Here is a 23,072-nt window from a genome sequence, read left to right as displayed (position 1 = left end):
TAATGCATTTGGTCAATACAAGATAGTGAAAATTTTTCATCTACTGATTTTCAAATTCTTCAAACGGGATTTTTAGTTGAATAGAGACCTGTTTTTTTTCTTCCGTATTAAGATGAGACAGAGATAGTCCCAGTAATCTTACAGGTTTATTGTAAGGACGGAGTTCCCACAGCTTTTTCCCGGTATTGAAATACTGTTCCGGTGAAGAAAAAAAATCCTCTTTGGTGATACTCCTCGTGAACATAGAGAAATCTTTATATTTTATTTTTAAAGTAAGGGTCCTCCCCAGAATATTATTTTTCTGTAACCGCTGATGCAGTTCCTGTCCTAGATTTTCAAGCTTTTCATCGATTTGCTGCTCATCAAAAAGATCTTCAAAAAAAGTTCTTTCAACAGCTACACTTTTCTGAATGCGGTGCGGTTTTACTTCCGAAGTGTGGATACCTCTTACCACATTGTAATAATGTCTGCCGGACTTTCCGAAAAGACGTTCCAGCTCTTCCAGAGATCTTTTCTTTAAATCTTTTCCTTTGTAAATCCCTAAACTAAACATTTTGTTAGCTGTAACCTTTCCTACGCCGTAAAATTTTTCAACAGGAAGTTCTTCCAGGAATCCCTCAACTTTATCGGGATGAATGGTTTTCTGGCCGTTGGGCTTATTGATATCTGAAGCTACTTTTGCCAGAAATTTATTGACTGAAATTCCTGCTGAAGCTGTTAAACCGGTTTGATCAAATATTTTCTGCCGGATCTCACGGGCAATGAGATTAGCCGATTCCATCCCTTTTTTGTTCTCTGTAACATCAAGGTAAGCTTCATCCAGGGATAACGGCTCCACAAGATCCGTATATTCATGAAAAATCTCTCTGATCGTTCTTGAAATTTCTTTGTACCGGGCGAAGCGGGGAGGAACAAAAATAAGATGAGGGCATCTCTCACGGGCAGTTTTACTGGGCATGGCAGAACGTACCCCATATTTCCGGGCTTCATAGCTTGCGGCAGCAACCACTCCACGGTGCTGGCCTCCCACCGCAATAGGTTTGCCTTTAAGCTCCGGATTGTCGTGCTGCTCCACGGAAGCATAAAATGCATCCATATCCACATGAATAATCTTACGAAGCGGCAGGTCCATAATACAAAGATAGGGTTTTAGAGGAAAGGATGATGGAAGTTGGAGGTGAGGAGATGGAAAGTGTTTATAAGATCTGTTTAAAGATCGCAGGTTCATTTTATACCTTTAAAGTCCCGTAAAAAGTTTAAACAGGTTTATAATATACAGACAGTTATCAACAAATATTTTTAAATTAAAACGTTATGAAAATTATTCCTGCAGTTTACCTATTTTTTAGTCTCATCGTAAGAAGAAGCGGTTCAAACCCTGCTTTTTCATAAGCTTTTATAGCCGCTTCATTCTGTGCATAAACATCCAGTCTGATCTCTGAAATATTCCTTGATTTCGACCAGCTGATCAGCTCATCGGTAATCAGTTTGTTGATTCCTTTTCCCCGGTATTCCGGTTTTACGTACATAAATCCCAGATAAGCATAGGTCTTAAACTTATAATAATCCTTCTCCGTATCTTTAATAAGTCCGTAACCGGAGGCAACAATCTCATTATTCTCTTCAGCAACAATTAAAACGGCATCCGGGGACTTTATGAAATGGCCCAGATCATAATAATGGATTTCACCTTCAATAAGGGTAGAGTTAAATGGTCTTTCTGCAGAAACAATTCCCTGCTCGAATGTTAAAAGAATTTCCAGGTCCTGTTCCGTTGCTTCTCTTATAATCATGGCGTCAAAGTGTAGAATTATTTTAAAAGATTATCTATGGTCTGCTGAATTTCGGGGTCTTCCGGAGAAATAGCATAATATTTGGCAATACCGGATTTCTGGTCGATAACCATATATCTCGGAATCCAGTTGAGGTCAACATAATTATTGAAATTATTTTTCCATCCGGAAGCAAACCAGTAATTATCCTTATCCTTCATATTGAATCTGGCAAGACTTTTATCAAAGCTCTCTTTTGATTTTTCAAGAGAAAGAAATACAAAATCTACATCAGGATTGTTTTTTTCCAGTTCTTCAGCTTTAGGAAGTGCCTTCAGACAGTCTCTGCACCATCCGGCCCAGAAGTCGATCACTAAAACTTTCCCTTTATGCTGATCCAGAATCTGTTGAATACTGACTGTTTTTCCATCCTCATCTTCCAGTTTCTGCTTCAGAGCTTCTTTAGAAAAGCCTTTCTTAAGAACGGCAGGAGCCTCTTGGGAAAAACCTAATCCGAAAATACCCGTCACAAATATTAATAATAACTTTCTCATTTCTTACAATTTCTCAGTACAAATCTAAACAATGAATCGCAACCGGAAATCGATTTTCAATGAATTAAGAAAAATTTATGAGATCGAAAATTTCTATGAATGCGTATCGGTTCGGATTTATCATGAATAGAAGAACATAATTTATAGATAAAAGATGAAGATGAATTATTTAATGTACGGGTTTCCTTAGAAATAAACTGTACGTTGAAAAGTGCACTTAAATTTTTAAAAATCTGTGTCCTCTGCAAAATCAGCGAGAATAAAAAATTCCAGGTAAACCTTTACAGGTATTTTTAAATTACGGATAATTTCTGATCAGCCCTTTCACAACGGCAATTACATTCGGCATGGCTTTATTGGCAGCATTCAGGACTTCTTCATGGGATACGGAATAGGCAATATCCGGGCCTCCCAGGTCTGTAATAATGGAAATACAGAAAACGTCCATACTCATATGTCTGGCAACGATCACTTCCGGAACGGTGCTCATTCCTACCATATCTCCACCGATAGCTTTGATCATACCGTATTCTGCCGGAGTTTCAAAGGTTGGCCCCTGCAATCCTACATACACGCCCTGATGGATTTTAATATTATTTTCTACGGCAGCTTTTTCAGCCGTCTCAATCATTTTCCTGTTGTAAGGTTCACTCATATCCACAAAACGGGGTCCGAATGAATCAATATTTCTGCCGCGAAGCGGGTGTTCAGGCATCATATTGATGTGGTCCTTTAAAATCACAATATCAGCTACGTTGTAGGCAGGATTCACTCCGCCCGAAGCATTGGAAAGGATCAGGTTTTTAATGCCCAGCATGTGAAAAATGCGTACCGGGAAGGTTACTGTTTCCATAGAATGGCCTTCATAGTAGTGAAAACGGCCGCTCATCATCAGCACTTTTTTGTCCTCTAAGATTCCGTAGATCAGTTTTCCTCCATGTCCGGCAACCGTAGTCTGCGGGAAATTGGGAATTTCAGCATATTCCAGTGTATGGATCGCCTGTACTTCATCCTGCAGTTTTCCTAATCCGGAACCTAATACAATGGCAAAATCCGGAACATCCTGAATAATTCCTCTGATAAAATCTGATGTCTGCTTAATTTTTTCTAACATAATCTAAGATGATTTGATTGAATTCTTCCTTTTTATCAATAATTACATTGATAGGCCAGTAGTAAACAATTTCTCTAAGATAGTCAAAAGTTTTCAGACGGACATAATCTTTCTCGGTAGTCAGGATCAGTTTGTATTCTCCCAATTTCTTGTATTCAGCAGTGATTTTCTTAATATCATCATCCGTGAAACTGTGATGATCCCTGAATTTAAGGTGTTTAACTCTCTGCGAAAATTTTGCCAGATGCTCAAGAAGAGGTTTGGGGTTGGCAATACCGGTGATCAGCAGGATGTCATAATAATTCAGGTTATTATCCGGAAGCATTTTATCTTTTCCGTACACATTTTCGTCATAACCGATGGACGAAAAGAATACTTTCTGGTGATGGGAAGGTCTGATCCTTGAAATATAGTACCGTTTGGTCTCTTCAGTCAGTTCATCCGGGCATTTGCTTACCATAATGATATCTGCCCTTTTGGAGCCGGCCCTTGATTCTCTCAGATCTCCTGCCGGGAGAAGATGGTCTTTAAAAAACGGATCATTAAAGTCGGTCATCAGAATATTGAAGCCGGGTTTAATGGCTCTGTGCTGAAAGGCATCATCCAGAACCAGAACATCCAGATCCATATCCTCAATCACTTTTCTGGCACCGGGAACTCTTTTCTCTGAAACGGCAATCACAAAGCGGTTTTTAAAACGTTCAAAAAGCTGCATCGCTTCATCGCCCACCATTTTATAATTACTGTCGTAATTCGTTACCTCGTAGCCTTTCGTCAGTCTTCCGTAACCACGCGAAAGTACACCGGTCCGGTAATGCTTGGACAGGTATTGGGCAAGATACATCACCATAGGCGATTTTCCACTTCCGCCTACGGAAAGGTTGCCGACATTGATAATCGGTGTTTTGAACTTTGTTGACTTAAAAATTCCCAGATCATACATTGTGTTTCGGATACCCGTTACCAAATGATAACCCAGGGAAAAAGGATAAAGGTACCATCTTTTCATACGATTGCAAAAATAGGAATTTTCGCAGGGATTTGATGCAATATTCTCAAAGACTTTTCAACAATTATTTCGTTAAATTAAAGTATTTTTGTGGAGTTATTGAAATACCTTGAGATACTTTATAGAATTTTCTTACAACGGAAAAAATTATTTCGGCTATCAGATACAGCCGGACGCTGTTTCTGTACAGGAAGAGCTGGAAAAAGCACTTTCCACAATTTTGAGAGAAGAAATCAAAACCACAGGAGCCGGGCGAACAGATACCGGTGTGCATGCAAAAAAAATATTTGCTCATTTTGATACGGAAAAAGTGCCGGATGAAAATCTTCCGCACAAACTGAACAGTTTTCTGCCCCCGGATATTGCTGTGAAAAGAATATTTCCCGTAAAGGATGATTTCCATGCCCGCTTTGATGCTACGTACAGAACCTACGAATACTATATTTCCCTTGCCAAAAATCCTTTCACCCGGGAATCTGCATGGCAGCACTGGAAAAGACCTCTTGATATTGATAAAATGAACGAGGCCTGCAAGATACTCTTTGAATATGAGGATTTTACAAGTTTTGCCAAGCTGAAAACCGATAATAAAACCAATATCTGCAGGATTTACAAGGCCGAATGGGAACAGGACGGAACAGAACTGAAATTTACGGTTTCTGCCAACCGTTTCCTCAGAAATATGGTCCGCGCCATTGTTGGAACTATGGTGGAGATCGGAACCGGGAAAATAAAACCGGAAGACCTGCGTAAGGTGATTGAAGATAAAAACCGGAATGCTGCGGGAACTTCTGCTCCCGGGCACGGCCTGTACCTTGTGGATGTAGGATACGAATTTTAAACCTGAAGCTTATGATTTCCGTACTTATTGCAGCAGCCGTATTTTTATATTATGAAAAACTGGCAGCCCGTTCCGGAAAAAAGAAATGGCTGTACGGTTTTTTAGGAATTGTCCTGTGTTTCGGATTACAGTTTATATTTGGCCTTATGTACGGAATGGCGGGAATCATCCTCGATCCCAATCATTATTCGCAGGATATGGATTTTCATTCATTTACCCTGGTGAATATTCTGGGCTGGATTCTTTCTGCTATTGTTGCTTTACTGGTTGGATGGTATCTTGGAAGACGCCGGAACAAAAAATAACTGAACATACGGGAATTCTGAAAACATACATTTACGGAACAGATTCCGGATCAGGACCGGTTTGTTTCTGAAGTGTGATAGGCAGAAAAAGCACAAACTATTCATTCTGTAAATGATACCTATCTGACATTTTCTATGATGAATTGATGAAGTTGTAAAGGCAGACAAATTATAAAGTCTTATTTTTGTACGGAATTTTTAATTCTTTTCTTCAATTCGTACAATGAAAAAACAAGATACCTGGGGGATTATCAAGAGGCTGTTCTTTATCGGGATGAAATTCCGTTCCTGGTTTATCATTACCCTGATAATTTCCGTTATACTGTCTATGGTTTCTACTTACCGGCCTTACCTTACGATGGAAGTAGTGGATAATGACATCACCAAGCTTAAAGATAAAGCTTTGATGATGAAACATATCTACATATTGGTAGGACTGGTATTTGCAGAAACCGTTCTGAACTTTTTCCTGGTTTATTTTTCCAACTATATTTCTCAGAACGTTATCCGTGATATAAGACAGAGGCTTTACGCAAAGCTCATCTATTTCAGGACCTCTTTTTTTGATAAAACTCCGATCGGGCAGCTGGTAACGCGTGCCGTAGGAGATGTGGAGACTATTGCTACGGTATATACGGACGGGTTCCTGATGGTTTTCGGGGATATCCTGAGAATTATTTTTGTGCTGGTCATGATGTTCAGCACCAATGTGCATCTGAGCTATATTACGCTGGCTATTCTGCCTTTAATGGTAGTGATTACCCGGTTTTTCCAGAAAAGACTTAAAAAAGCTTTCGGAGATGAAAGAAACTGGACGGCAACCCAGAACTCCTTTGTTCAGGAAAGGCTGGCCGGAATGCCTATCATCCAGGTTTTCAACAGGCAGGAATCAGAGTTTAAAAAATTCGATGAGATCAATATTACACTGAAAGGGGCCCTTTTGAGAACGGTATTCATCTTTTCACTGTTCTTTCCCGTTGTAGAACTTATATCATCTCTTTTCATCGGATTTATCCTGTTTTATGGAGGGTATATCACGATCAGTGCCGGGGTGGTGATCGCTTTTATTCAGTATATTTCCATGCTGATCCGTCCTTTAAGGCAGATTGCAGACCGTTTTAATAATATCCAGAGGGGTATTGTAGGAGCAGAAAGAGTGCTGGGACTGATGGATGAAGACAATTCAATGCCGAATACAGGAACCGTGAAAAAAGACCATTTCGACGGTAAAATAGAATTTGAGAATGTGCGCTTTGCCTACGATGAAAAGCAGGAAGTACTGAAAGGAATTGATTTCAAAGTCAATCCGGGAGAAACGGTGGCCATTGTAGGTGCTACCGGAGCAGGAAAATCAACGATTATCAGCCTGATTACAAGGCTTTATGATATTAATTCAGGAAAAATTCTGATCGATAATGTAGACCTGAAAGATTATGAACTGTATAACCTCAGAAGTCATATAGGAGTGGTACTGCAGGATGTTTTCCTGTTTCACGGAAGTATTTTTGAAAATCTTGCTTTCGGAGACGACAGTATTACGCTGGAAAAAATAAAAGCGGGAGCGAGAGAAATAGAAGTAGATCAGTTTATTGAGCAGCTTCCCGGAGGATATGATTATGTGGTGAGCGAAAGGGGATCTTCCATTTCTTTAGGCCAGAGACAGCTGCTGTCTTTCCTCAGAGCCTATCTGTCTGATCCTAAAATCTTAATTCTGGATGAGGCAACATCCTCTATTGACCACGAAAGCGAGAAACTAATCCAGAGAGCCACTGAAAAGATCACAAAAAACAGGACTTCCATTATTATTGCGCACAGGCTTTCAACCATCGAAAAGGCAGATAAGATCATTGTGATGGAACACGGAAAGATCGTAGAAGAAGGAAAACATCTTGAACTGCTGGATAAGAACGGATATTATGCCACACTGTATAAAGCACAGCTCAGACATGAAGTGGAAATGGAGAAAGATGAAGAAGTCTGATTCAGGCTAAAACTGACAATACAAAAAAGAGTTCTGTACAATACGGAACTCTTTTTTATTCTGCAAATTTATCACAAGGCTCTTAGAATTTTAATTTTTTGGAAATCACTCTTCCGTCTTCCAGAACAACCGTTGCTGTTACAATAATGTTCTTTTGACTGACCGGGAATCTGTATTCTGTGGCTTTAATACTGTTTTGGCTGGTAAGAAGCCTTCCCGAAGCGTCATAAATGTGCAGAGAATGTATTTTTAAATTGCTTTTTACATACACATCATTTTCATCTCTGCTGATTTCTGCTGCATTTTTTGTCTCTGTATCCTTTACTGATAATGAATTGTTCTGTCCGATCATTACCGAATAATCCTCTACCTGTCCGTATGTTGGGGTATAACATGCAGTAACTGCTATACCATTGAAGTCACCAATAACTCTCATTCTCAGCGGAGTGTTGAGCACAGCCCCGGCCGGAGGTGTTACAGAGGCAGTAGCAAATGATCCGTTGCTTATTCCGCTCTGACTGAGGACCAGTTCGGTTGTTTCATTGAACTGCCCGTCATTGTTATAATCAATATAAGCCCTGATGGTATGTGGATTATTCAGACCCGGCCCTACGGTAAGTGTTGTAGCTGTTCCGGACGGAATGGTCGTTTTTGATTTCCCCAGGCAATAAGCCCCGGTAAAGTTTTCATAAAAATTATTGGAAGCCTGCTTATAATTGGATGAATAATTATTGATATCTCCGAATTTTACAGAAGTAATCCCGATATTGAAGGTTCCCGGAGTGGTAATGGAAGCGGGAACACAGGCTGCGGTCAATACAGAACTGTTATTAGGAACCGTAGCAGATGTTACCGGAGAATTAACCAGGGACTGTCTGAACCGCAGAAGCTGGGCAACGGCACGGTCTGTCTGTCCCTGTGTGAATAAATTCCGGAAACAGAACGTATAAGCCATAACATTTTTCTCCCCTCCGGCATACACCTGGCTGGTACACGGATTGATCTGTCCGGTCTGGCAGGTACCGGGAACGGAAGAATGATAAAGACTCTTCATTGGTTCGGTATCACATACAAAATCTCCCTGAAGGGTACAGTCTGTATTGGCAGGGCAGGCTCCGGTAGATTCATTATAGCCTTCGTGGGTATGGCGCAGGCCCAGCGCATGTCCGAATTCATGGGCCATCGTCTGAGCATTGACTGCAGAGGCGGAAGCAGACATGAAAGAAAAATCATTGAGCCCTCCCGGATAATAGGCAAAGCCATTCAGTAAGCCTGAATTGGAGGCCAGCCTTTTTACGACATACACATTATAATATTTGCTGGTATCCCACATTCCCAGGGCTGTGATCTCAGAATCGGTTACGGCATTTGCTGTATTGTCATTGTTTACACCGCCGCTTACGTATTTGGGAAGATGGGAAGCATTAATTCTGTTGATTCCGTTGGTCGCGTTACAGTTGGGATCTATCCGGGCAAAAACAAATTTTACAGGCAGTACCGCACTGGTTCCGGCCATTCCGCTGGATGAGCTTCCTGCAAATACGCCGTTGGTGTAATTGATCCATGCAATGATATCTGCATCAGACTTGTTGTTCGGAGTTCCTATTGCACTGCCATCTCCTACAACATGTACTACAAGCGGAATTTCATACACCTGATTTTTATTCAGCCTGGAGGCCAGCTTTCCGCTTTTGATCAGCCGGGAGAGTTCCAGATTGAAAGCATCATCGCGGGCTTTATCCTCAGGGAACTTTGCATAATGCTTTTTCATCAGTTCTTCAGTTCCGCATTCCTGAAATTCCAGCTTCTGTGAATAAAAAGTTGTGCATAATCCCCCTGAAATAAGAAGAAATAGTAATTTTTTCATAGTATTTTTATATGAATGGTTTGAAATTTAAAAATAATCAAAAAATACTATAATAAATTAAGTCTGATCTACAATTCCTTAAACTGATTATTGAGTTCCTCGAATTTACGGATGAGCCCGTTCAGTTTTTCCTGCTGTTTTTTAACGGTTTTGGGTCTTATATAAAACCAGTTGATGACCATCCATACCAAAACAGCTCCATAAGCCAGAACAGCAGAAGAAATCTTCATCATTGAAGCATATTCATACATATACAGAAAGATTCCCAGGATCAGCATGATAAAATACAGATTCAGCATGGTGGTCTGCATCAATTTCTGCTTATTCTTTACCATATAGAGGTTCTGCAGATATTCACTGTTGGATTGCGCAGTGTCGGTTGTATAAAAAAGCATGAACATCCGGTTGTAGGCTAGAAGGAAAATGACCATGGCCAGGATAACGAGTATAATTCCGATTTTTGTAGATATCATTTGAGGCTGGTAACGGAACCAGATAAAACCAATCCCCAGAGAGGTTGCAATCAGGGCTATATTGGTAAGAACCAGCCTGCGCAGGTTTTCGTTTCTGAACTTTTTCAGCCTGCCGAGCAGTTCCTCCCTATTGGGTCTGTCGGAAGACTGCTGTTGCCATATATTTTTAAAGTCGATATCAGTAGCCATTTTCTTTAAACTTTTGCGTTAATTTTTCTTTGATCCTGTGAATTTTTACCCTTACATTGGATTCTGAAAGTCCGGTAATCTGTGCAATTTCTGCCTGTTTTATATCTTCAAGCTCCAGCGAAATAATGATCCTGTCCGTTTCGGGTAACTCTGAAATAAACCGGTAGAGCAGCAGGATCTGAGGTTCCAGGGATTCCTGCTTTTTCTCTTCCAGGTTGATCGGCAGATCTGTTCTGGAGAACCTTTTTTCCTTTTCAATCTGCCGGAGACAGGTATTGGAAGCAATTCTGAAGATCCATGTACCTACACTGGATTCATTCCGGAATTTCGGAAGCTGCTGCCAGACAATGATAAATGTTTCCTGAGCCAGGTCCCGGGCGGATTCCGCGTCATTTACATATCCCATACACAACCGGAATATTTTCTGCCAGTACACTTCGTATATATCCTCGAATATCATTATTTCGCAGATAAGAAATTATCAAGCTGGTTCAGATACCAGTCTCTATCATCATACATAATGAAATGTAGCCCTTTGGATGCGTATTGGAAATCAGCATTTTTCAAATTTTTATACTGTCCTTCAATAGCCGGTTTGAAGTTGATAAAGTAGGATTCCAGTAAAATAAGGGAAGGGCATTGTATGGTTTTGATTTTTTCCCTGAGATCCGTATTGGAAAAATCACAGTACATTTTGGCAAAAGTTTTCCGGTCTGATTTCATGCTCCAGCCGATAACCGTTTCCTGCATGGAAGTATCTGCCAGGAGGCTTGGGATAGCCTGAGCCTGCATACTGCGGAACTGTTCATCCGGCATAGCGGTGAGTGTATTGATCATCACTGAACAGTCGTTGTTTTCTTTAGAGATAAAGTTGGGGTTGGATAAGGCGGCCAGGCAGGGAAGAGCATCCACTACCACAATTTTGCCGGGCAAATCCGGATAATCGGCAGCGATGGCCAGAGCAAGACCTCCTCCCATACTGTGCCCTACAATTACGGGTTTTTCTATCTTATTACTTTTGATGTAGGCTGCAATCCCGTTTTCCCAATCTTTAAAACTTACCTCCGGCTGTGGTTTTGTTCCTGCAAATCCTGACATGGTTAAAGTATAGCAGGTGTAATTTTTTTCAAATTTCGAAGCGGTATCTTTCCATACTTCTCCGGAAGAAGCAAAACCGGGAATAAAAATAAGAGCCTGCTTTCCGGTTCCGGTTTTCTTTACCTCAAACGGATATGATTTTTCCTGCCCAAATATATTGCATGCTGCAGCGAAGAATAACATAACGATCAGAAGGAATGTGAATTTTTTCATGATTTCTAAAGTTGTAAGGTTTATTTGTCTTTTAGAGACGGACCTTTTTAAAATGTTACAAAACTTTTTCAGTTTTTTTGAAAAAATATTTTTTCCTTCCCGGAGTCCCTTTTATAAGGGATTTAATCATAGAAAAGTATTAAAAGATGGCTTTTATTTCAATATACCGGATCATTGAAGTGTGCTAATCAAACATTTTTCCCTGGAACCTGTTGATGTTAAAATACAGTCCGGGAACTTTGTACTGATCTTTTTCAAATTCCATATAATCGCATTCTCCCGTATAGGCCTGTGATTTGAGTTCCATCTGGAATATATTGAGAACTACATACTCATCAGAAACACAGATAACATGAAAGCCTGTCTCACATTTCAGTCCATCCCCGGAACTCAGAATGGCATCTAATAGCCCATGTACGTTTCTTGAGATTTTTTTGGCGGTACTGTCATCATGGGTAAGATGATACATATAGGCCAGGTAATTCATGGCTCGGAGGTTCAGCGGATTTTCTTCCAGGGCTTCATGGAAAAGCCTGATCCCTTTAATCATGTCTTTTTCGGAAATATCTTCTGCACGGTAATATTTTCCCATTTCCTCCATTTTCTTAGAGATTTTGTAGGGTTTATATTCTTTCCGGAAGGTATAACCAAAATAAAGATGCCGGTATTGGCTGTCTGTGAGAAGGGTATCGTTCTGTTTTAATCTTTTCAGCAGGGCAGGATAATAGAATTCTGAGTTTTTATCCTCAATATTCTTCTGAATTAAAGCATAATCCGGTGCTTTGAATTCCGGTGTCTGAGCCTTTACAAGACAGATCAGTACTAAACAGAATGAAGTGAAGAATGCTCTGATAATCATGGTTTCTAATAGTTTTGTTATTATTTTCATCAGGATCAAAAATACGGAATATGTAGCAAAAAAAATAAAAAAGCCTTCTATTGATAAAAAAAACAATAAAATATTGTGAAAGTGCTGTGTTGTATTGATAAATTTGTTAACTTTAATTAAAATTTGAGAAACAGCCCTGACTTTAAAAGGGGTATAAACATAAATAGTTTTTTTAACTTAAATCCAAATATATAAATGAGCACCAGTATCCAGGACGAATTTAAAGTCTTCAAAGATGAATTGAGAAAGTTGAATATCGAAGTACAGAAAGTCGTAAAGGTAGGAAACGGAAGTATGGATTTTCATGAGGTTTTCTACAAATCGCCACGGTATGAAGAGGTAAAAAGTGTGTATGTCCAGCGACATAATCTGGACAGTATGATTGAAAAATTCAAGCAAGCCTATCATTAACAAATATACCGGTCGCCGCAGATTTTCTGCGGCGACCGGTGTTTATATACTTTTCTCACGTATCAGGATGATGTACGTTAAGTAAAAAATCTGCTTAATCTGTGAATGTAAAAACCGCTGACAGATGGTGCAGGTTTATTTTCAATTTTGATAAAAGAAGGCAGATATTTTTTAAATGCAGTTGAATTTATCCGGTGTACAGTATTAAGGTTAAAACAGCCGTAAGTGCTCAGTTTTTATTTGTGCATGAGTGGCAGCTGTAATTAGCTTTTACCAAAGAACTTTTTTATTTTATTCAGCAGTCCGGGTTGGGCAGGAGAGGGGGAGCGATCCGGTTCAGGAGAAGTTGTCTGATCTTGTGACGGAGAGGTTTCAGCGGTTGATGCTGCTGAATTTTCAGCTTCTCTTCTTTCGGTCACATGAATTCTGTTCGGTTCCTCTACTTTTTGTCCGGTTAATCTTTCAAAATGAGCTTTAGCCTTATTGAAAACCTCAATTTCTGCTTCAGGGCGGTCATCTACATGATTCATTTCAGGTATTATTCCGGAACTTAATTTTACGGATTCACATTCAAAATCGTTCATAATTCCCTGGTGAATTCTTATGGCTGTCCCGGTTTCTCCCACCTTTTCAAAATTTTCTGCAAACTGCAGCATATCTTCTCCTATCTCATACTTTTCAAGAGTATTACCGATGGAGTTGCTTATTTTTGCTTTTGCGACGGCAAGATTGGCGATGGATTTTTCTTCCCCGGTCTTTATTTCAAGAAGCTGTATCAGCTCCTGAATACTTCCTCTGATTTCAGGTAAAACTCTGAAATTGTCAATATGCTCGAGATCTGAAAGATAAAAATTCTGATTCATGGCTTCAGTGGCAAGATACTGAATATGGGCACTTGTGATGAATGCAAGATGAACCAAAAGAGCAGTATATTGTTTCAAATGATCTTCATTGATCTCAGATTTTTCAAGGGCTTTGTAAAGCTGAAGACCTTCTAAAAATTCAACCTGATATCGGTCACAGGGAAAACTATCCTCATTGATCTCCACAAAGTTATTATTTAATATTTCGTAAAGATATCTGTGGATCTGAAATTCTTCAGAATTTCTCAAAGCTTCTTTCAATTCTTTAAGCTTATTTTGCTGTATTAATTCTATCATTTTCATGGTATATTGAGCGCCAATATACAAATTTCATCCAGAAATAAAAGAACAGCTGCAATTGTTTCCGGACGGATGATTAAAATCTGTATCCCAGGGAAAGTCCGCTTCTGAAACCTGCCCAGGGTCCGTCAACTTTTATTTTTGCCCCGTTTGGATTTGTTTCTACGGTATAATCCACGAAGGGAAGATCCAGATTTTCGATTTCTTTTTTCAGCTGTGCCTGCATATCGGGGGTAAGGACATAATCGCTGGTCATGGTAAAGTCTCCTGTTCCGCTGCCGTAATGGGCCCCTGCGATCCAGAAGTCAAGAACGAGGTTCTGGCTTTTCGTGAGGAAAAACTGTACACCCACCATCAGTCCTCCGCTGTTTCCTCTGGTGCTTCCCTGACCTTTGAGCGGAATTTGGTAGCTAGTACCACCCGGAGCATTATAATCGTAATAAAAATCAAAAGTGTTGGACGAAACATCAGAGAACCGGTAATAAGGTGCAAAATAAAAGCCTTTGCCGTAGCCTTTTCCTATATAAAATCTGGGTTCTATGGTGAAATTGGTCGCTTTTACCCTTAGATTCTGAAATCGTTTTTCATCTTCATCTTTCAAAAAGGAATTGATAAAAGGAACTTTTCCCTGAAGCATGGTTCCGAATCCTATGTTGAGAGAGAACCACTGAGTAATGGCTCTTTCATAGGAAAGATTGATGTTTCTGAACGCATAGGCAGTCACATTGGTCTTAATGATATTCATTCTGTCTGCGGGAATGATTTCAGATTCCTGAGCACTGGTTTTCAAAAACAGAAAACAAGGGATCAGAATAATAAGCTTTTTCATGACTTTATATTTTGTGGTGTAAAAAAATACCAGCAAAAAACGGGCAGAAAAATAAAAATATTTTAATATGATTTCATTTTTAACTTTAAAATAACAATATGGATGCTAAATTAATGCGTGTTATAACCGGGTCTGGGTAAAAAGATAAAAACTGGAAGCAATGACGGAATAATAAAGGACAAGATTGATGATGAGGTATTTCAACTCGGTTTCCACAATGGTTTTCCGGTTTAAAGTGATAATGCTCTCAACAATGAATGGAATCACGGAAACCAGGATGATGATCACCGAAGCGATGAAAAAAACAGATACTACTGTCTCATAAAAGATATAATTGAAGCTGTAACCGCTGAACAGAAAGTGCTGGATCACAAAAATGATAATCAGCAGGTAAGCAGCGGACTGAAACCGGTAAACTGTCAGAACTTTCATCGCATCGAAGTTTTATAGAGTACAGAATCACCGTAAGATACGATCACGGAATCAAAATATTTCCGGTGAACAAATTCTTTTCTGAAATCATGAACAAATAAACGGACAGCTTCCGGGGAACAGCGTTCTTTATCAAATGAAAAGAGACTGAAGTTTTCCAGCTTCTGAATTTTCTTTGTTTTCAGATCTCTGAAATACCACAATGTATCAGGAACTTCCATAATCTCAAGATCAGTATTGTATTTTTTATTGAGATTTTCCATCAGTATTTCGGTTTTCCGGTTGGGAGAATATTGCTTTTTTCTTCCCATTCCCCAGGAAAAAGGATTCAGGTAAACAAGCATCGGAAGAAGGATCAGAATAATGATAATAAAAGTTGAAAATTTCTTCATTCATAGGTTTTCAGGTTGATCTAAAGATATAAAAAATTGGGACTTCAAAATGATAGTAATGAGAGTTTTACTCCTTAAACCTCCCTCCCAATTTATTTATTTAAAAAAAACTGATGTAGCAAATACCGTACGTCAGTTGTTCTAAAGGTATAAAACTAATTTCTGATATGAAAAAAACGATCTATACTCTTTGTTTTCTCAGCAGTATTTTCATGTTCTCGCAGGAAGCAAAAAAGGATACCGTAGATACCTCAAAAACAAAAGAGATTCAGGAGGTTATTCTGAAATCCCAGCGAAAAAAGCAATTTGCGGATAAGGCGGTCTATACTTTTGATAAGGAAGCACTGGAGAAAGCCCGTTATGCCAAAGATCTGCTTCGTACCCTTCCGGAACTGCAGCTGGACCCGATTTCTAACTCCATCACAAGTATAAAAGGAGGAACAACGCTGTTTCTTATCAACGGAATTGAAGCCACAGACCTGCAGATCCGCAGTATAGCCCCTAATGAGGTGGTAAAAGTGGAATATTACGACATTCCTCCTGCACGCTGGGCATCAAGAGCCGATATCGTAGTGAATATTATAACGAGATCTACGGAAACAGGGTATCTTTTGGGAGCCGATGTTACTTCTGCACTGAACACCGGGTTTGTAGATGCTTCAGCCTATGCCAGCTATACAAAAGGGAAAAATGATTTCGGACTGGAATACTCCCTGAGCCTGAGAGATTATGATAACAGACAGGTGCAGAGTATTTATGATTATAATCTGAACAGTCAGCATTACCGTTCGGAAGAAGAAAGAAAGGACCATTTTGGATATACCACACAGAATATTGCGTTACGTTACACCCGTATGGTTCCGGATAACTATACCTTTCAGGTTAAACTGAATATGGATCTGGTAAGCAGTTTTTCAAAAACAAAAGGCATGAGTTTATTTACTAAAGACAATACGGAAGAAACACATGAGATGTTTAAGAATTACGGTTCAGACTATATCAATCCTAAGCTGGATCTTTATTATTCAAAAAAGATTGGCAGTAAGGATGAGGTGAGCATCAATGCGGTAGGATCCCATTACAATACGGATATTACGGAATTTGCGAAAGAGTGGGTAGTTTCATCAGGAAATTCTGTGTATGATAATGATATGGTTTTAAAAACGGAGCAGACCAATTTTGTAGGAGAGCTGGCTCATACCCATGATTTTAAAGCCGGGAAACTATCATCAGGCTATCGTATTTCCTCTTCGTCCATTTCCAATGACCTGAATAATCTTGCAGGATACTCCCAGTATGACGTTAATTACATGGAACAGTATTTTTATACGGAATTTTCAGGAAAGAAGGGTAAATTTACTTACAGACTTGGTGCCGGTCTTACTAATATCCATAATAAGAGTGCTGAAAATACCTTTAATGAATGGTCTTTTACACCCAGACTTATTTTAGGGTATCAGCTGAAGAATAATCAGAGCCTCAGATTTACGGGAAGCTATACTCCGGTAAGCCCCGGGAGTAATGCACTCAGCAGCAATGTCGTACAGCAGGCTCCTAATATTGTACGGAGAGGAAATCCTTTTTTAAAGTCGCAGCAGGTACTTTCCAATAATTTGATTTATTCCCTGAATAATAAATATTTTGATTTCAATGCTTCCCTGTTTTACACTTATACAGATAGAATAATCAACCAGTATTATGTTCAGGATGATACTTTCGGAGGATATGCACTCACGTATGAAAATGCCAGAAACGGGCAGAAATACGGTCTGCAGCTTACGGGATCTTACAAGCCTTTCGGAAATAGTCTTCTGGTGCTGAAAGCAATGATCGCTCCGGTATCGGAAATGATCAGAACAACATCCGGAGAGCTGATCAAAAATAACTACCTCTCCAATTATTTGGTAGCATCTTCGGAATATAAGTCTTTCAGTGTACAGTATATGTTTAATATTCCGGTGTATACCTTAAGCGGGGCTTTCCTTAATACCAATGAGAATAAAAATCACATTTTTGCCAGTTACAAACTGAAAAGCTGGACCTTTACCACGGGAATGTACTGGATAGGAATGCCTTCTCATTATAGAACAAAAAGTCTTCCTCAAAGCTTAGTCAACTATAATGTTGATACAAAGATCATGAATAATAAATCGATGTTTGTTTTAGGGGTTAGCTTTGACCTCTCCAAAGGAAAGAAAACCGAAGTTCAGAGAAAGCTGAATAATGATACGGCTCCTGCCGCTACGTTCTGATGCCTTTTCAGTAACTGATTCATTAAAAAAAATCCGTTCTGAAAAACTCTGAACGGATTTTTTTAGTTGAAAACAAATTTTATTTTTTGATGAATTTTGTGCTTTCTTTTTTGGCAGAATCCTTTCCTGAAAACTCTATGAAGTAAGAAGAAGCCGGAAGATCAGAAACCTGAACTTTCCCGGACTGTATATCTGAGGTCTTGATCAGTTTTCCGTCTAAACTGTAAATTTTAGCAGTTGAATAATCTCCTGTTTGTCCTGTAAATCCGATAAAGTCCTGTGCCGGATTCGGATAAACTCTGAAACGGTCTTTTTTTACGGTTTCTCCGGTGCCGAGGAAGGCCACGCTCAATGCCTGAGCCGCCGTAGTGGTCTGGTTCATGTTAAGAGCAGGAACGTTGATGTTGGCGCTTGTGTATGACAATAATGGGGCCTTGTAGGTTCCGCTGTAATACAGGTAAGAGGTATTGGTAATGGTTCCGGCAGGAAAAGGACCTACTGTCAGGTTAAAGACCTGAACTGATTTTATTCTTAAAACATTGGTATAGGTATTAGGCCCGATGATCAGGGTTCCGGCAGCATCCGCTGAAATATTGATATTACCGCTGAAATTTCCGGAAGCTGCCGATGAGGAGAAAGTTCCCTGTGCTGTATCGGTCTCTGTATAACCAAAAGCAGCAGGGTAAGATATATAAGTTCCGTTGTTTGCTGCAAAATTCAGGGTAGCATCAGGGGTGATAAGTCCGGTGATTTCCAGTTTTGAGGCCGTCTGTTTAAACAGGATGGTATTGCCGCCTCCTGTCATTTTTATAGTAGAACCGGGATAGGTTGTGATTTCTCCGGCATCAGGAGCGGAGTATACGGTGGGAGATGCCGCACCTTGTGTAAGAGAAGCGTTGTTGAACACCACATTGTTACCGGTTGCAGAATTATCTACTGTTCCGTTGATGATCAGATTATTGACTGTTTCGCCAATAACAGGGTCGTTAAATGCTTTGGTAATGGTAGTTTGAGCAGAGCAAAGCCCGAAAGCTGCAAGTGCCAGAAGTAGAGTTTTTTTCATGTCCCAATTTTTTATTAAAGTTAAATAAAAACAGGGTTTGATTGTTAACATAATTAATTTTTGATGAAAATTTTTCAATAAAAAAGCCACCCGGTAATCCGGATGGCTCTTCTGTACGTTAAATATATGGTATTGTTAATCGATATTAATTACTGATCATTGTACGGTAAGCGTGGATATCCTCAATGGTTACAACGCTCATTTCTCTTTTGATGGCAAAATCCACGATTTCCGGAAGTCTGGCCATAGAACCGTCCTCATTGGTCAGCTCGCAGAGTACGGCATCATCACCCAGGTTAGCCAGTTTTACCAGATCTACACTGCCTTCGGTATGCCCGCGTCTTTCGAAAACACCGTCTTTTTTAGCAATCAGAGGGAAAACATGTCCCGGGCTTGCAATATGAGCGGCCTGTGCATCCGCTGCCACGGCTGTTCTGATGGTTGTTACACGGTCTTTAGCCGAAACCCCGGATTCCACGCCTTCTCTGGCTTCAATAGAAATGGTAAAAGCGGTCTGGTTTTTAGAGTTGTTGTTTTCTACCATCGGACGGAGGTTCAGGTGCCTGCTTTTTTCTTCCGAAATACATAAGCAGACAATACCGCTGCATTCGCGGATCAGAAGCGCCATGTCCTGTTCTGTAATGGTGGATGCGGGAAAGATGATGTCGCCTTCGTTTTCACGGTTTTCATCATCTACTAAAAGAATTCCTTTTCCCTGCTGTAATTTAAGAAGCGCATTTTCTACACGCTCTGTGGAGGTTGCTCCAAACTGTTCTAATAATTTTTCCATGTTATTTTACTTTTAAAAAGGTAAAACAGTCTTCGGTACATGGAAATGAAATACGGCACAATAAGCCCGTAAGGTATCTTACTGACCGTTTCATTTTCTTCTCCCATCCAGACTTTAACTGTCGGTTCCGGAATTTCACCAGATCAGTCCTTTCAGAAGAAAGGAGTCGCGGACTGTAACCGCCGGTAGGGAATTTCACCCCGCCCCGAAGAAAACTTATTCTAAGTTTTGCTGTATGTTTACTTTAAATTTTTTTTATTTCACTATATTGTATTTAACGTACAGGCTGCAAATTTCGGGAAGTTTTTTGAACTGGAGAAGTATTTTAGCGGATAATCTGTTCAACAGGATATTTAAAGTCCGGATATTGACGGTCAAAATCCTCGGCATCATCATTTTTTCTTTCACACCAGCCGGTTGACAGCTCAATATCACCTAATCCGAAAAAGAAATGTTCATTTTCATAAAAACGGATGTTATATTCTTTAAAATGATCCATTGTTTCCTGGATCCCTGTTTTGTATTTTTCCAGCTTTTTCTTATTCATCCAGAAAAATGAATATTCTGAATAAACGGTTCCTGCTCTTATCTGTGCATATTCAAAATCCAGGTGGTTTAAAATATCTTCAAATTCCCGGATGAAGTGATGAAGCTTATATTCATCCTGCAGAAACCATTTGGCTGTTCTTCCGAAAGAAATCAGAGCGTTTTCATAGCAGTAAGGGATTTCCAGGGTAGACTTGGAAAATATGTCGGGATGAAAATAATAATAGTCCTTAGCTTTCATCCTGTTTTGGAGAAAATCGAGAAAACCTTTATAATCGGAATCCAGCATAATGGCTCCGAAAAAATAATTCCACTGAATCATTTAGTTGATCTTTTTGAGATTTTTATCATAAAGCCCTATCAGTAAGCTGTTGCCGTTTTTGTCCGTTTTTATCCCGCCATATACTGCTGCTTCATATTTCCGGGCATGTCCTTCCTGAAAAAAGAAAGATTCTGCACCGATATTGATGCTCCATTCACCTGAAGTATAGCTGATAAGATGTTCCCCGGTTTTCAGCGGGGTTTTGTTTTCCTGAAACCGTACTTTATGAGCTACTCCGTTTTTATCAAGGGTTACCACACAGTAGCCCCGCTTAGGAATACCTTCTTCACCTAAAGTCCCGGCAATAGCATATCTTAAAGTCATATAATCACCCTGCATCAGTGAGCGGGGATCTACCGGGGCGAGCTGCAGTAAAATCAGCTGGCCGTCCTTCAGCAAATTTTCTTTTCTGATGACGGAATAATTGAAATATCCCAATAGCAGAACGAGATTGAAAAGAATAATAAGCCATTTATATTTTTTCATGGGAAATCAGTTTTTTGTGGATGAATGCATAAATGACCAGGAACATGATGCCGGACGAAAATAAAAGAACGGATTTGATGAGCAAGGTCAGCTGAAGGTCGTAATACAGTTTCCCGATGAAAGCAATCAGGGCTGTGCAGGCCAGTGCAAATCCTGTTTTATAATTGACCAGAAAGCTTAATAAAATAACGAGAATAGCACCTGATATGGCCGGAGATAATGCTGTTGGCAGTAAAATTAAAAAAGTCAGTATATAAACGGTGATCTTATATCCGGTATGGGTAACCTGTAATTTTTTTAATAAAACAGAAACCACATAAAGGACGGCCGGAATAATAACGGCCGATGACAGTCCGTTGTAGAATGCAGGAGTGGGGTCGGACATTTCATCTTCAAATCCAATATAAGCCAGCCCGGCAATGAATGATAATGCCATTCCTGTGCAAACGGGATCGTATAACCCTGAAAGGATTCTGCCGGCGGTAATGATCTTTGCTTCTTTGAGGAAGATAAAGGTAACTATGAGGGCCTGAACGGCAATGAAGATATAAGTAAGACCGTATACCTCGTTGGTTATAATAAGTGACAGGATACTGCCATTGAGAATGAGTACGGAAATGAAGGAAAGAATATAATTATGTACCAGAAACAGGATGCATAATGCAATAGCTATAAAGGTAAGCTGCATGGTATTGTCGTGACTGGAAAGGCCAAGCCCGAGCAGTGTAAGACCTGTAATATAAAATGAAACGGAGAGCGTATCGGTTATTACTTTCTTTGAAAATCTGCTGAGAAGGGCTGAACCCACAATGCAGATTCCTCCGAATAAGGTAATGCCTTCTTCTGAACTGAATATCTGGGCCAGGAAAAGAAACCCTATAAATGCCAGACACGCGAGTATTCCTCCGAAAACAGAAAGGATTTTAATCGCTAATGACTGGTCTGTTTCCTTTTTCTGGTAGACTGAAACAATGGCTTCTTCATCAAAATGGATTTCTCTTTCAGCTGAGGTCCGAAGCATATCCATCAGCTCTTTTATGTTTTCTTTATTTCTCATTTTTCCATTTTTTTTGAAGGTTGAGCAGGTTTTTAATAACCAGTGTGATGCTTCCTAAAATAAACAGGGACACGAATAGAAAGGAAGCTATGCCTTCTCCTGTAATCCGGAAAATAAAGGCTGCTATGATCATAACCACACTGAGAGGAATGATAGCAAGATAAAAGAGGCTTTTTACATTCAGCGCATGCAGGATTCCCAATTTATAGACAATGATTACAGGTACAGCCAGAATAGCTGTTGCTGCGGTCTGTTCCCCAAAGATTCCCGTAATGATTCCACAGGTGGCAAAGCTGGCTGCACCTAATGAAAGGATGGTGGTAAACCAACCGGGTATCGCTGTTTTTTTGTATTTGGAAATCAGAATGCCTGCTACCAGTAATACTGCATTGATCAGAAACAGAATGGTGAAAACATAGGTAGAACCCTGATCATTGCCCACCTGCCGGGTATACAGGATGAAAGTGGTGTTGACCAGAATGATATAGATCAGCCACAGTGGGGCAAAATCAGAGATAATGACCCACAGGGTAATAAAAAGAGTCCATGCCAGGAAAAAATCATAAGCATTGGCTCCGGTCTGATAAATCTGCCCGAATACCGCAAATAAAACCCCCACCAAAACCGCTGCTCCGGTGAGAATGATTTTCCGGATACTGGAATTGATTTTGGGAAGGAAAGTAAGTGCAGTTGTAGCGATCACCAAACCTTCTGTCAGCCCTATTTTCGCAAACTTAGGTACGTCTGCCCAGTTATAGGCAAAGAAAAAAATAATCCCGGAGACGGTAAAGCCAATTCCAAGAGTCATTAAAAAAAGCTGAAGGAATTTCTGCCAGGAATTTTTGTCGTTGTAAATATATTTTTCCAGAATCTCTGCGACTTCTCTTTCCGTGAGATCGCTGTGCGTGCTGAGAATCTGAATGTCTTCTCTCTGTATGTCTTTCATTGGAGTCTTGTGTCGTAATGTGTTTTTCGGATCTGTTAAAAAAATAAAATGAATTGAGTTTTCACCATTGAACAATCC

At 39.8% G+C, this 23,072-nt stretch carries 25 protein-coding genes and 1 riboswitch; of the genes, 5 read left to right on the top strand and 20 right to left on the bottom strand.

Annotated features, from left to right (window positions below; genetic code table 11):
- Positions 1 to 40 precede the first annotated feature (40 nt).
- The 5 genes from dinB to lpxK form a co-directional block, all read right to left on the bottom strand.
- On the bottom strand, positions 41 to 1,132 hold the full coding sequence (dinB, locus tag AC106S_RS17810; protein WP_482441040.1) for a DNA polymerase IV: 1,092 nt from the start codon (positions 1,130 to 1,132) through the stop codon (positions 41 to 43).
- A 202-nt stretch (positions 1,133 to 1,334) separates the two neighbouring features.
- On the bottom strand, positions 1,335 to 1,793 hold the full coding sequence (locus tag AC106S_RS17805; RefSeq protein ID WP_482441039.1) for a GNAT family N-acetyltransferase: 459 nt from the start codon (positions 1,791 to 1,793) through the stop codon (positions 1,335 to 1,337).
- Positions 1,794 to 1,810: 17 nt separating this feature from the next.
- The gene (locus AC106S_RS17800; protein WP_482441038.1) at positions 1,811 to 2,326 is read right to left on the bottom strand and encodes a TlpA family protein disulfide reductase; all 516 of its coding nucleotides are present in this window, start codon (positions 2,324 to 2,326) and stop codon (positions 1,811 to 1,813) included.
- Positions 2,327 to 2,624: 298 nt separating this feature from the next.
- Positions 2,625 to 3,440, bottom strand: coding sequence for a purine-nucleoside phosphorylase (locus tag AC106S_RS17795; protein ID WP_482441037.1), 816 nt, complete (start codon positions 3,438 to 3,440; stop codon positions 2,625 to 2,627).
- A complete protein-coding gene (gene lpxK / locus AC106S_RS17790; RefSeq protein WP_482441036.1) occupies positions 3,424 to 4,449 on the bottom strand; it encodes a tetraacyldisaccharide 4'-kinase in 1,026 nt (341 codons plus the stop codon). The genes AC106S_RS17795 and lpxK overlap by 17 nt, the downstream gene beginning before the upstream one ends.
- Positions 4,450 to 4,558: 109 nt before the next feature.
- On the opposite strand from lpxK, the gene truA reads away from it, so the two are divergent.
- The 3 genes from truA to AC106S_RS17775 all read left to right on the top strand — a co-directional run bounded on the left by truA (position 4,559) and on the right by AC106S_RS17775 (position 7,576).
- Positions 4,559 to 5,290 carry a tRNA pseudouridine(38-40) synthase TruA gene (gene truA / locus AC106S_RS17785; protein WP_482441035.1) on the top strand — a complete coding sequence of 244 codons (732 nt, stop codon included), beginning with the start codon at positions 4,559 to 4,561 and terminating at the stop codon, positions 5,288 to 5,290.
- An 11-nt stretch (positions 5,291 to 5,301) separates the two neighbouring features.
- Positions 5,302 to 5,595, top strand: a complete 294-nt coding sequence (locus AC106S_RS17780; RefSeq protein WP_482441034.1) for a hypothetical protein — start codon at positions 5,302 to 5,304, stop codon at positions 5,593 to 5,595.
- A 223-nt stretch (positions 5,596 to 5,818) separates the two neighbouring features.
- Entirely contained in the window at positions 5,819 to 7,576 is a 1,758-nt protein-coding gene (locus AC106S_RS17775) for an ABC transporter ATP-binding protein (protein ID WP_482441033.1), read from the top strand.
- Positions 7,577 to 7,658: 82 nt separating this feature from the next.
- On the opposite strand, the gene AC106S_RS17770 is transcribed toward AC106S_RS17775, so the two are convergent.
- The 5 genes from AC106S_RS17770 to AC106S_RS17750 form a co-directional block, all read right to left on the bottom strand.
- The gene (locus AC106S_RS17770) at positions 7,659 to 9,443 is read right to left on the bottom strand and encodes a M43 family zinc metalloprotease (protein WP_482441032.1); all 1,785 of its coding nucleotides are present in this window, start codon (positions 9,441 to 9,443) and stop codon (positions 7,659 to 7,661) included.
- Between the two features lie 68 nt (positions 9,444 to 9,511).
- A complete protein-coding gene (locus tag AC106S_RS17765; RefSeq protein WP_482441031.1) occupies positions 9,512 to 10,105 on the bottom strand; it encodes a hypothetical protein in 594 nt (197 codons plus the stop codon).
- Entirely contained in the window at positions 10,095 to 10,565 is a 471-nt protein-coding gene (locus AC106S_RS17760; protein ID WP_482441030.1) for an RNA polymerase sigma factor, read from the bottom strand. Before AC106S_RS17760 ends, AC106S_RS17765 begins: the two co-directional genes overlap by 11 nt.
- Entirely contained in the window at positions 10,565 to 11,416 is an 852-nt protein-coding gene (locus tag AC106S_RS17755) for an alpha/beta fold hydrolase (RefSeq protein ID WP_482441029.1), read from the bottom strand. The genes AC106S_RS17760 and AC106S_RS17755 overlap by 1 nt, the downstream gene beginning before the upstream one ends.
- Before the next feature lie 184 nt (positions 11,417 to 11,600).
- Positions 11,601 to 12,305: a DUF4919 domain-containing protein gene (locus AC106S_RS17750; RefSeq protein WP_482441028.1), complete on the bottom strand. Its 705-nt coding sequence runs from the start codon at positions 12,303 to 12,305 to the stop codon at positions 11,601 to 11,603.
- Between the two features lie 195 nt (positions 12,306 to 12,500).
- On the opposite strand from AC106S_RS17750, the gene AC106S_RS17745 reads away from it, so the two are divergent.
- Positions 12,501 to 12,716 carry a hypothetical protein gene (locus tag AC106S_RS17745; protein WP_482441027.1) on the top strand — a complete coding sequence of 72 codons (216 nt, stop codon included), beginning with the start codon at positions 12,501 to 12,503 and terminating at the stop codon, positions 12,714 to 12,716.
- A 263-nt stretch (positions 12,717 to 12,979) separates the two neighbouring features.
- Here the strand turns inward: AC106S_RS17745 and AC106S_RS17740 are convergent, their stop codons facing one another.
- The 4 genes from AC106S_RS17740 to AC106S_RS17725 all read right to left on the bottom strand — a co-directional run bounded on the left by AC106S_RS17740 (position 12,980) and on the right by AC106S_RS17725 (position 15,532).
- Positions 12,980 to 13,876 carry a hypothetical protein gene (locus tag AC106S_RS17740; protein WP_482441026.1) on the bottom strand — a complete coding sequence of 299 codons (897 nt, stop codon included), beginning with the start codon at positions 13,874 to 13,876 and terminating at the stop codon, positions 12,980 to 12,982.
- Between the two features lie 79 nt (positions 13,877 to 13,955).
- Positions 13,956 to 14,708 (bottom strand): DUF3575 domain-containing protein, encoded by a 753-nt coding sequence (locus tag AC106S_RS17735; protein ID WP_482441025.1) that lies wholly within the window; start codon positions 14,706 to 14,708, stop codon positions 13,956 to 13,958.
- Between the two features lie 120 nt (positions 14,709 to 14,828).
- Complete coding sequence (locus AC106S_RS17730; protein ID WP_482441024.1) at positions 14,829 to 15,140, bottom strand: hypothetical protein; 312 nt, start codon at positions 15,138 to 15,140, stop codon at positions 14,829 to 14,831.
- Positions 15,137 to 15,532, bottom strand: a complete 396-nt coding sequence (locus AC106S_RS17725) for a hypothetical protein (protein WP_482441023.1) — start codon at positions 15,530 to 15,532, stop codon at positions 15,137 to 15,139. Before AC106S_RS17725 ends, AC106S_RS17730 begins: the two co-directional genes overlap by 4 nt.
- 167 nt (positions 15,533 to 15,699) lie before the next feature.
- Here AC106S_RS17725 and AC106S_RS17720 point away from each other — a divergent pair, with 167 nt between their 5' ends.
- The gene (locus tag AC106S_RS17720; protein ID WP_482441022.1) at positions 15,700 to 17,784 is read left to right on the top strand and encodes a TonB-dependent receptor plug domain-containing protein; all 2,085 of its coding nucleotides are present in this window, start codon (positions 15,700 to 15,702) and stop codon (positions 17,782 to 17,784) included.
- Positions 17,785 to 17,863: 79 nt separating this feature from the next.
- Here the strand turns inward: AC106S_RS17720 and AC106S_RS17715 are convergent, their stop codons facing one another.
- The 6 genes from AC106S_RS17715 to AC106S_RS17690 all read right to left on the bottom strand — a co-directional run bounded on the left by AC106S_RS17715 (position 17,864) and on the right by AC106S_RS17690 (position 22,994).
- Positions 17,864 to 18,847 (bottom strand): T9SS type A sorting domain-containing protein, encoded by a 984-nt coding sequence (locus AC106S_RS17715; protein WP_482441021.1) that lies wholly within the window; start codon positions 18,845 to 18,847, stop codon positions 17,864 to 17,866.
- 145 nt (positions 18,848 to 18,992) lie between these two features.
- Positions 18,993 to 19,637 (bottom strand): 3,4-dihydroxy-2-butanone-4-phosphate synthase, encoded by a 645-nt coding sequence (ribB, locus tag AC106S_RS17710; RefSeq protein WP_482441020.1) that lies wholly within the window; start codon positions 19,635 to 19,637, stop codon positions 18,993 to 18,995.
- A gap of 91 nt (positions 19,638 to 19,728) precedes the next feature.
- A riboswitch (FMN riboswitch) is annotated at positions 19,729 to 19,854 on the bottom strand.
- A 108-nt stretch (positions 19,855 to 19,962) separates the two neighbouring features.
- Positions 19,963 to 20,505 (bottom strand): hypothetical protein, encoded by a 543-nt coding sequence (locus tag AC106S_RS17705; protein WP_482441019.1) that lies wholly within the window; start codon positions 20,503 to 20,505, stop codon positions 19,963 to 19,965.
- Positions 20,506 to 20,991 (bottom strand): GDYXXLXY domain-containing protein, encoded by a 486-nt coding sequence (locus AC106S_RS17700; RefSeq protein ID WP_482441018.1) that lies wholly within the window; start codon positions 20,989 to 20,991, stop codon positions 20,506 to 20,508.
- Positions 20,978 to 22,048, bottom strand: a complete 1,071-nt coding sequence (locus AC106S_RS17695; protein ID WP_482441017.1) for a DUF4401 domain-containing protein — start codon at positions 22,046 to 22,048, stop codon at positions 20,978 to 20,980. Before AC106S_RS17695 ends, AC106S_RS17700 begins: the two co-directional genes overlap by 14 nt.
- Entirely contained in the window at positions 22,038 to 22,994 is a 957-nt protein-coding gene (locus tag AC106S_RS17690; protein ID WP_482441016.1) for a DUF2157 domain-containing protein, read from the bottom strand. Before AC106S_RS17690 ends, AC106S_RS17695 begins: the two co-directional genes overlap by 11 nt.
- Between the last annotated feature and the right edge of the window lie 78 nt (positions 22,995 to 23,072).

The organism is Chryseobacterium sp. FR054 (genome assembly GCF_056844565.1).
Note: the sequence above shows the minus strand (reverse complement) of the source record. Positions and strands in the feature narration are given on the sequence as shown.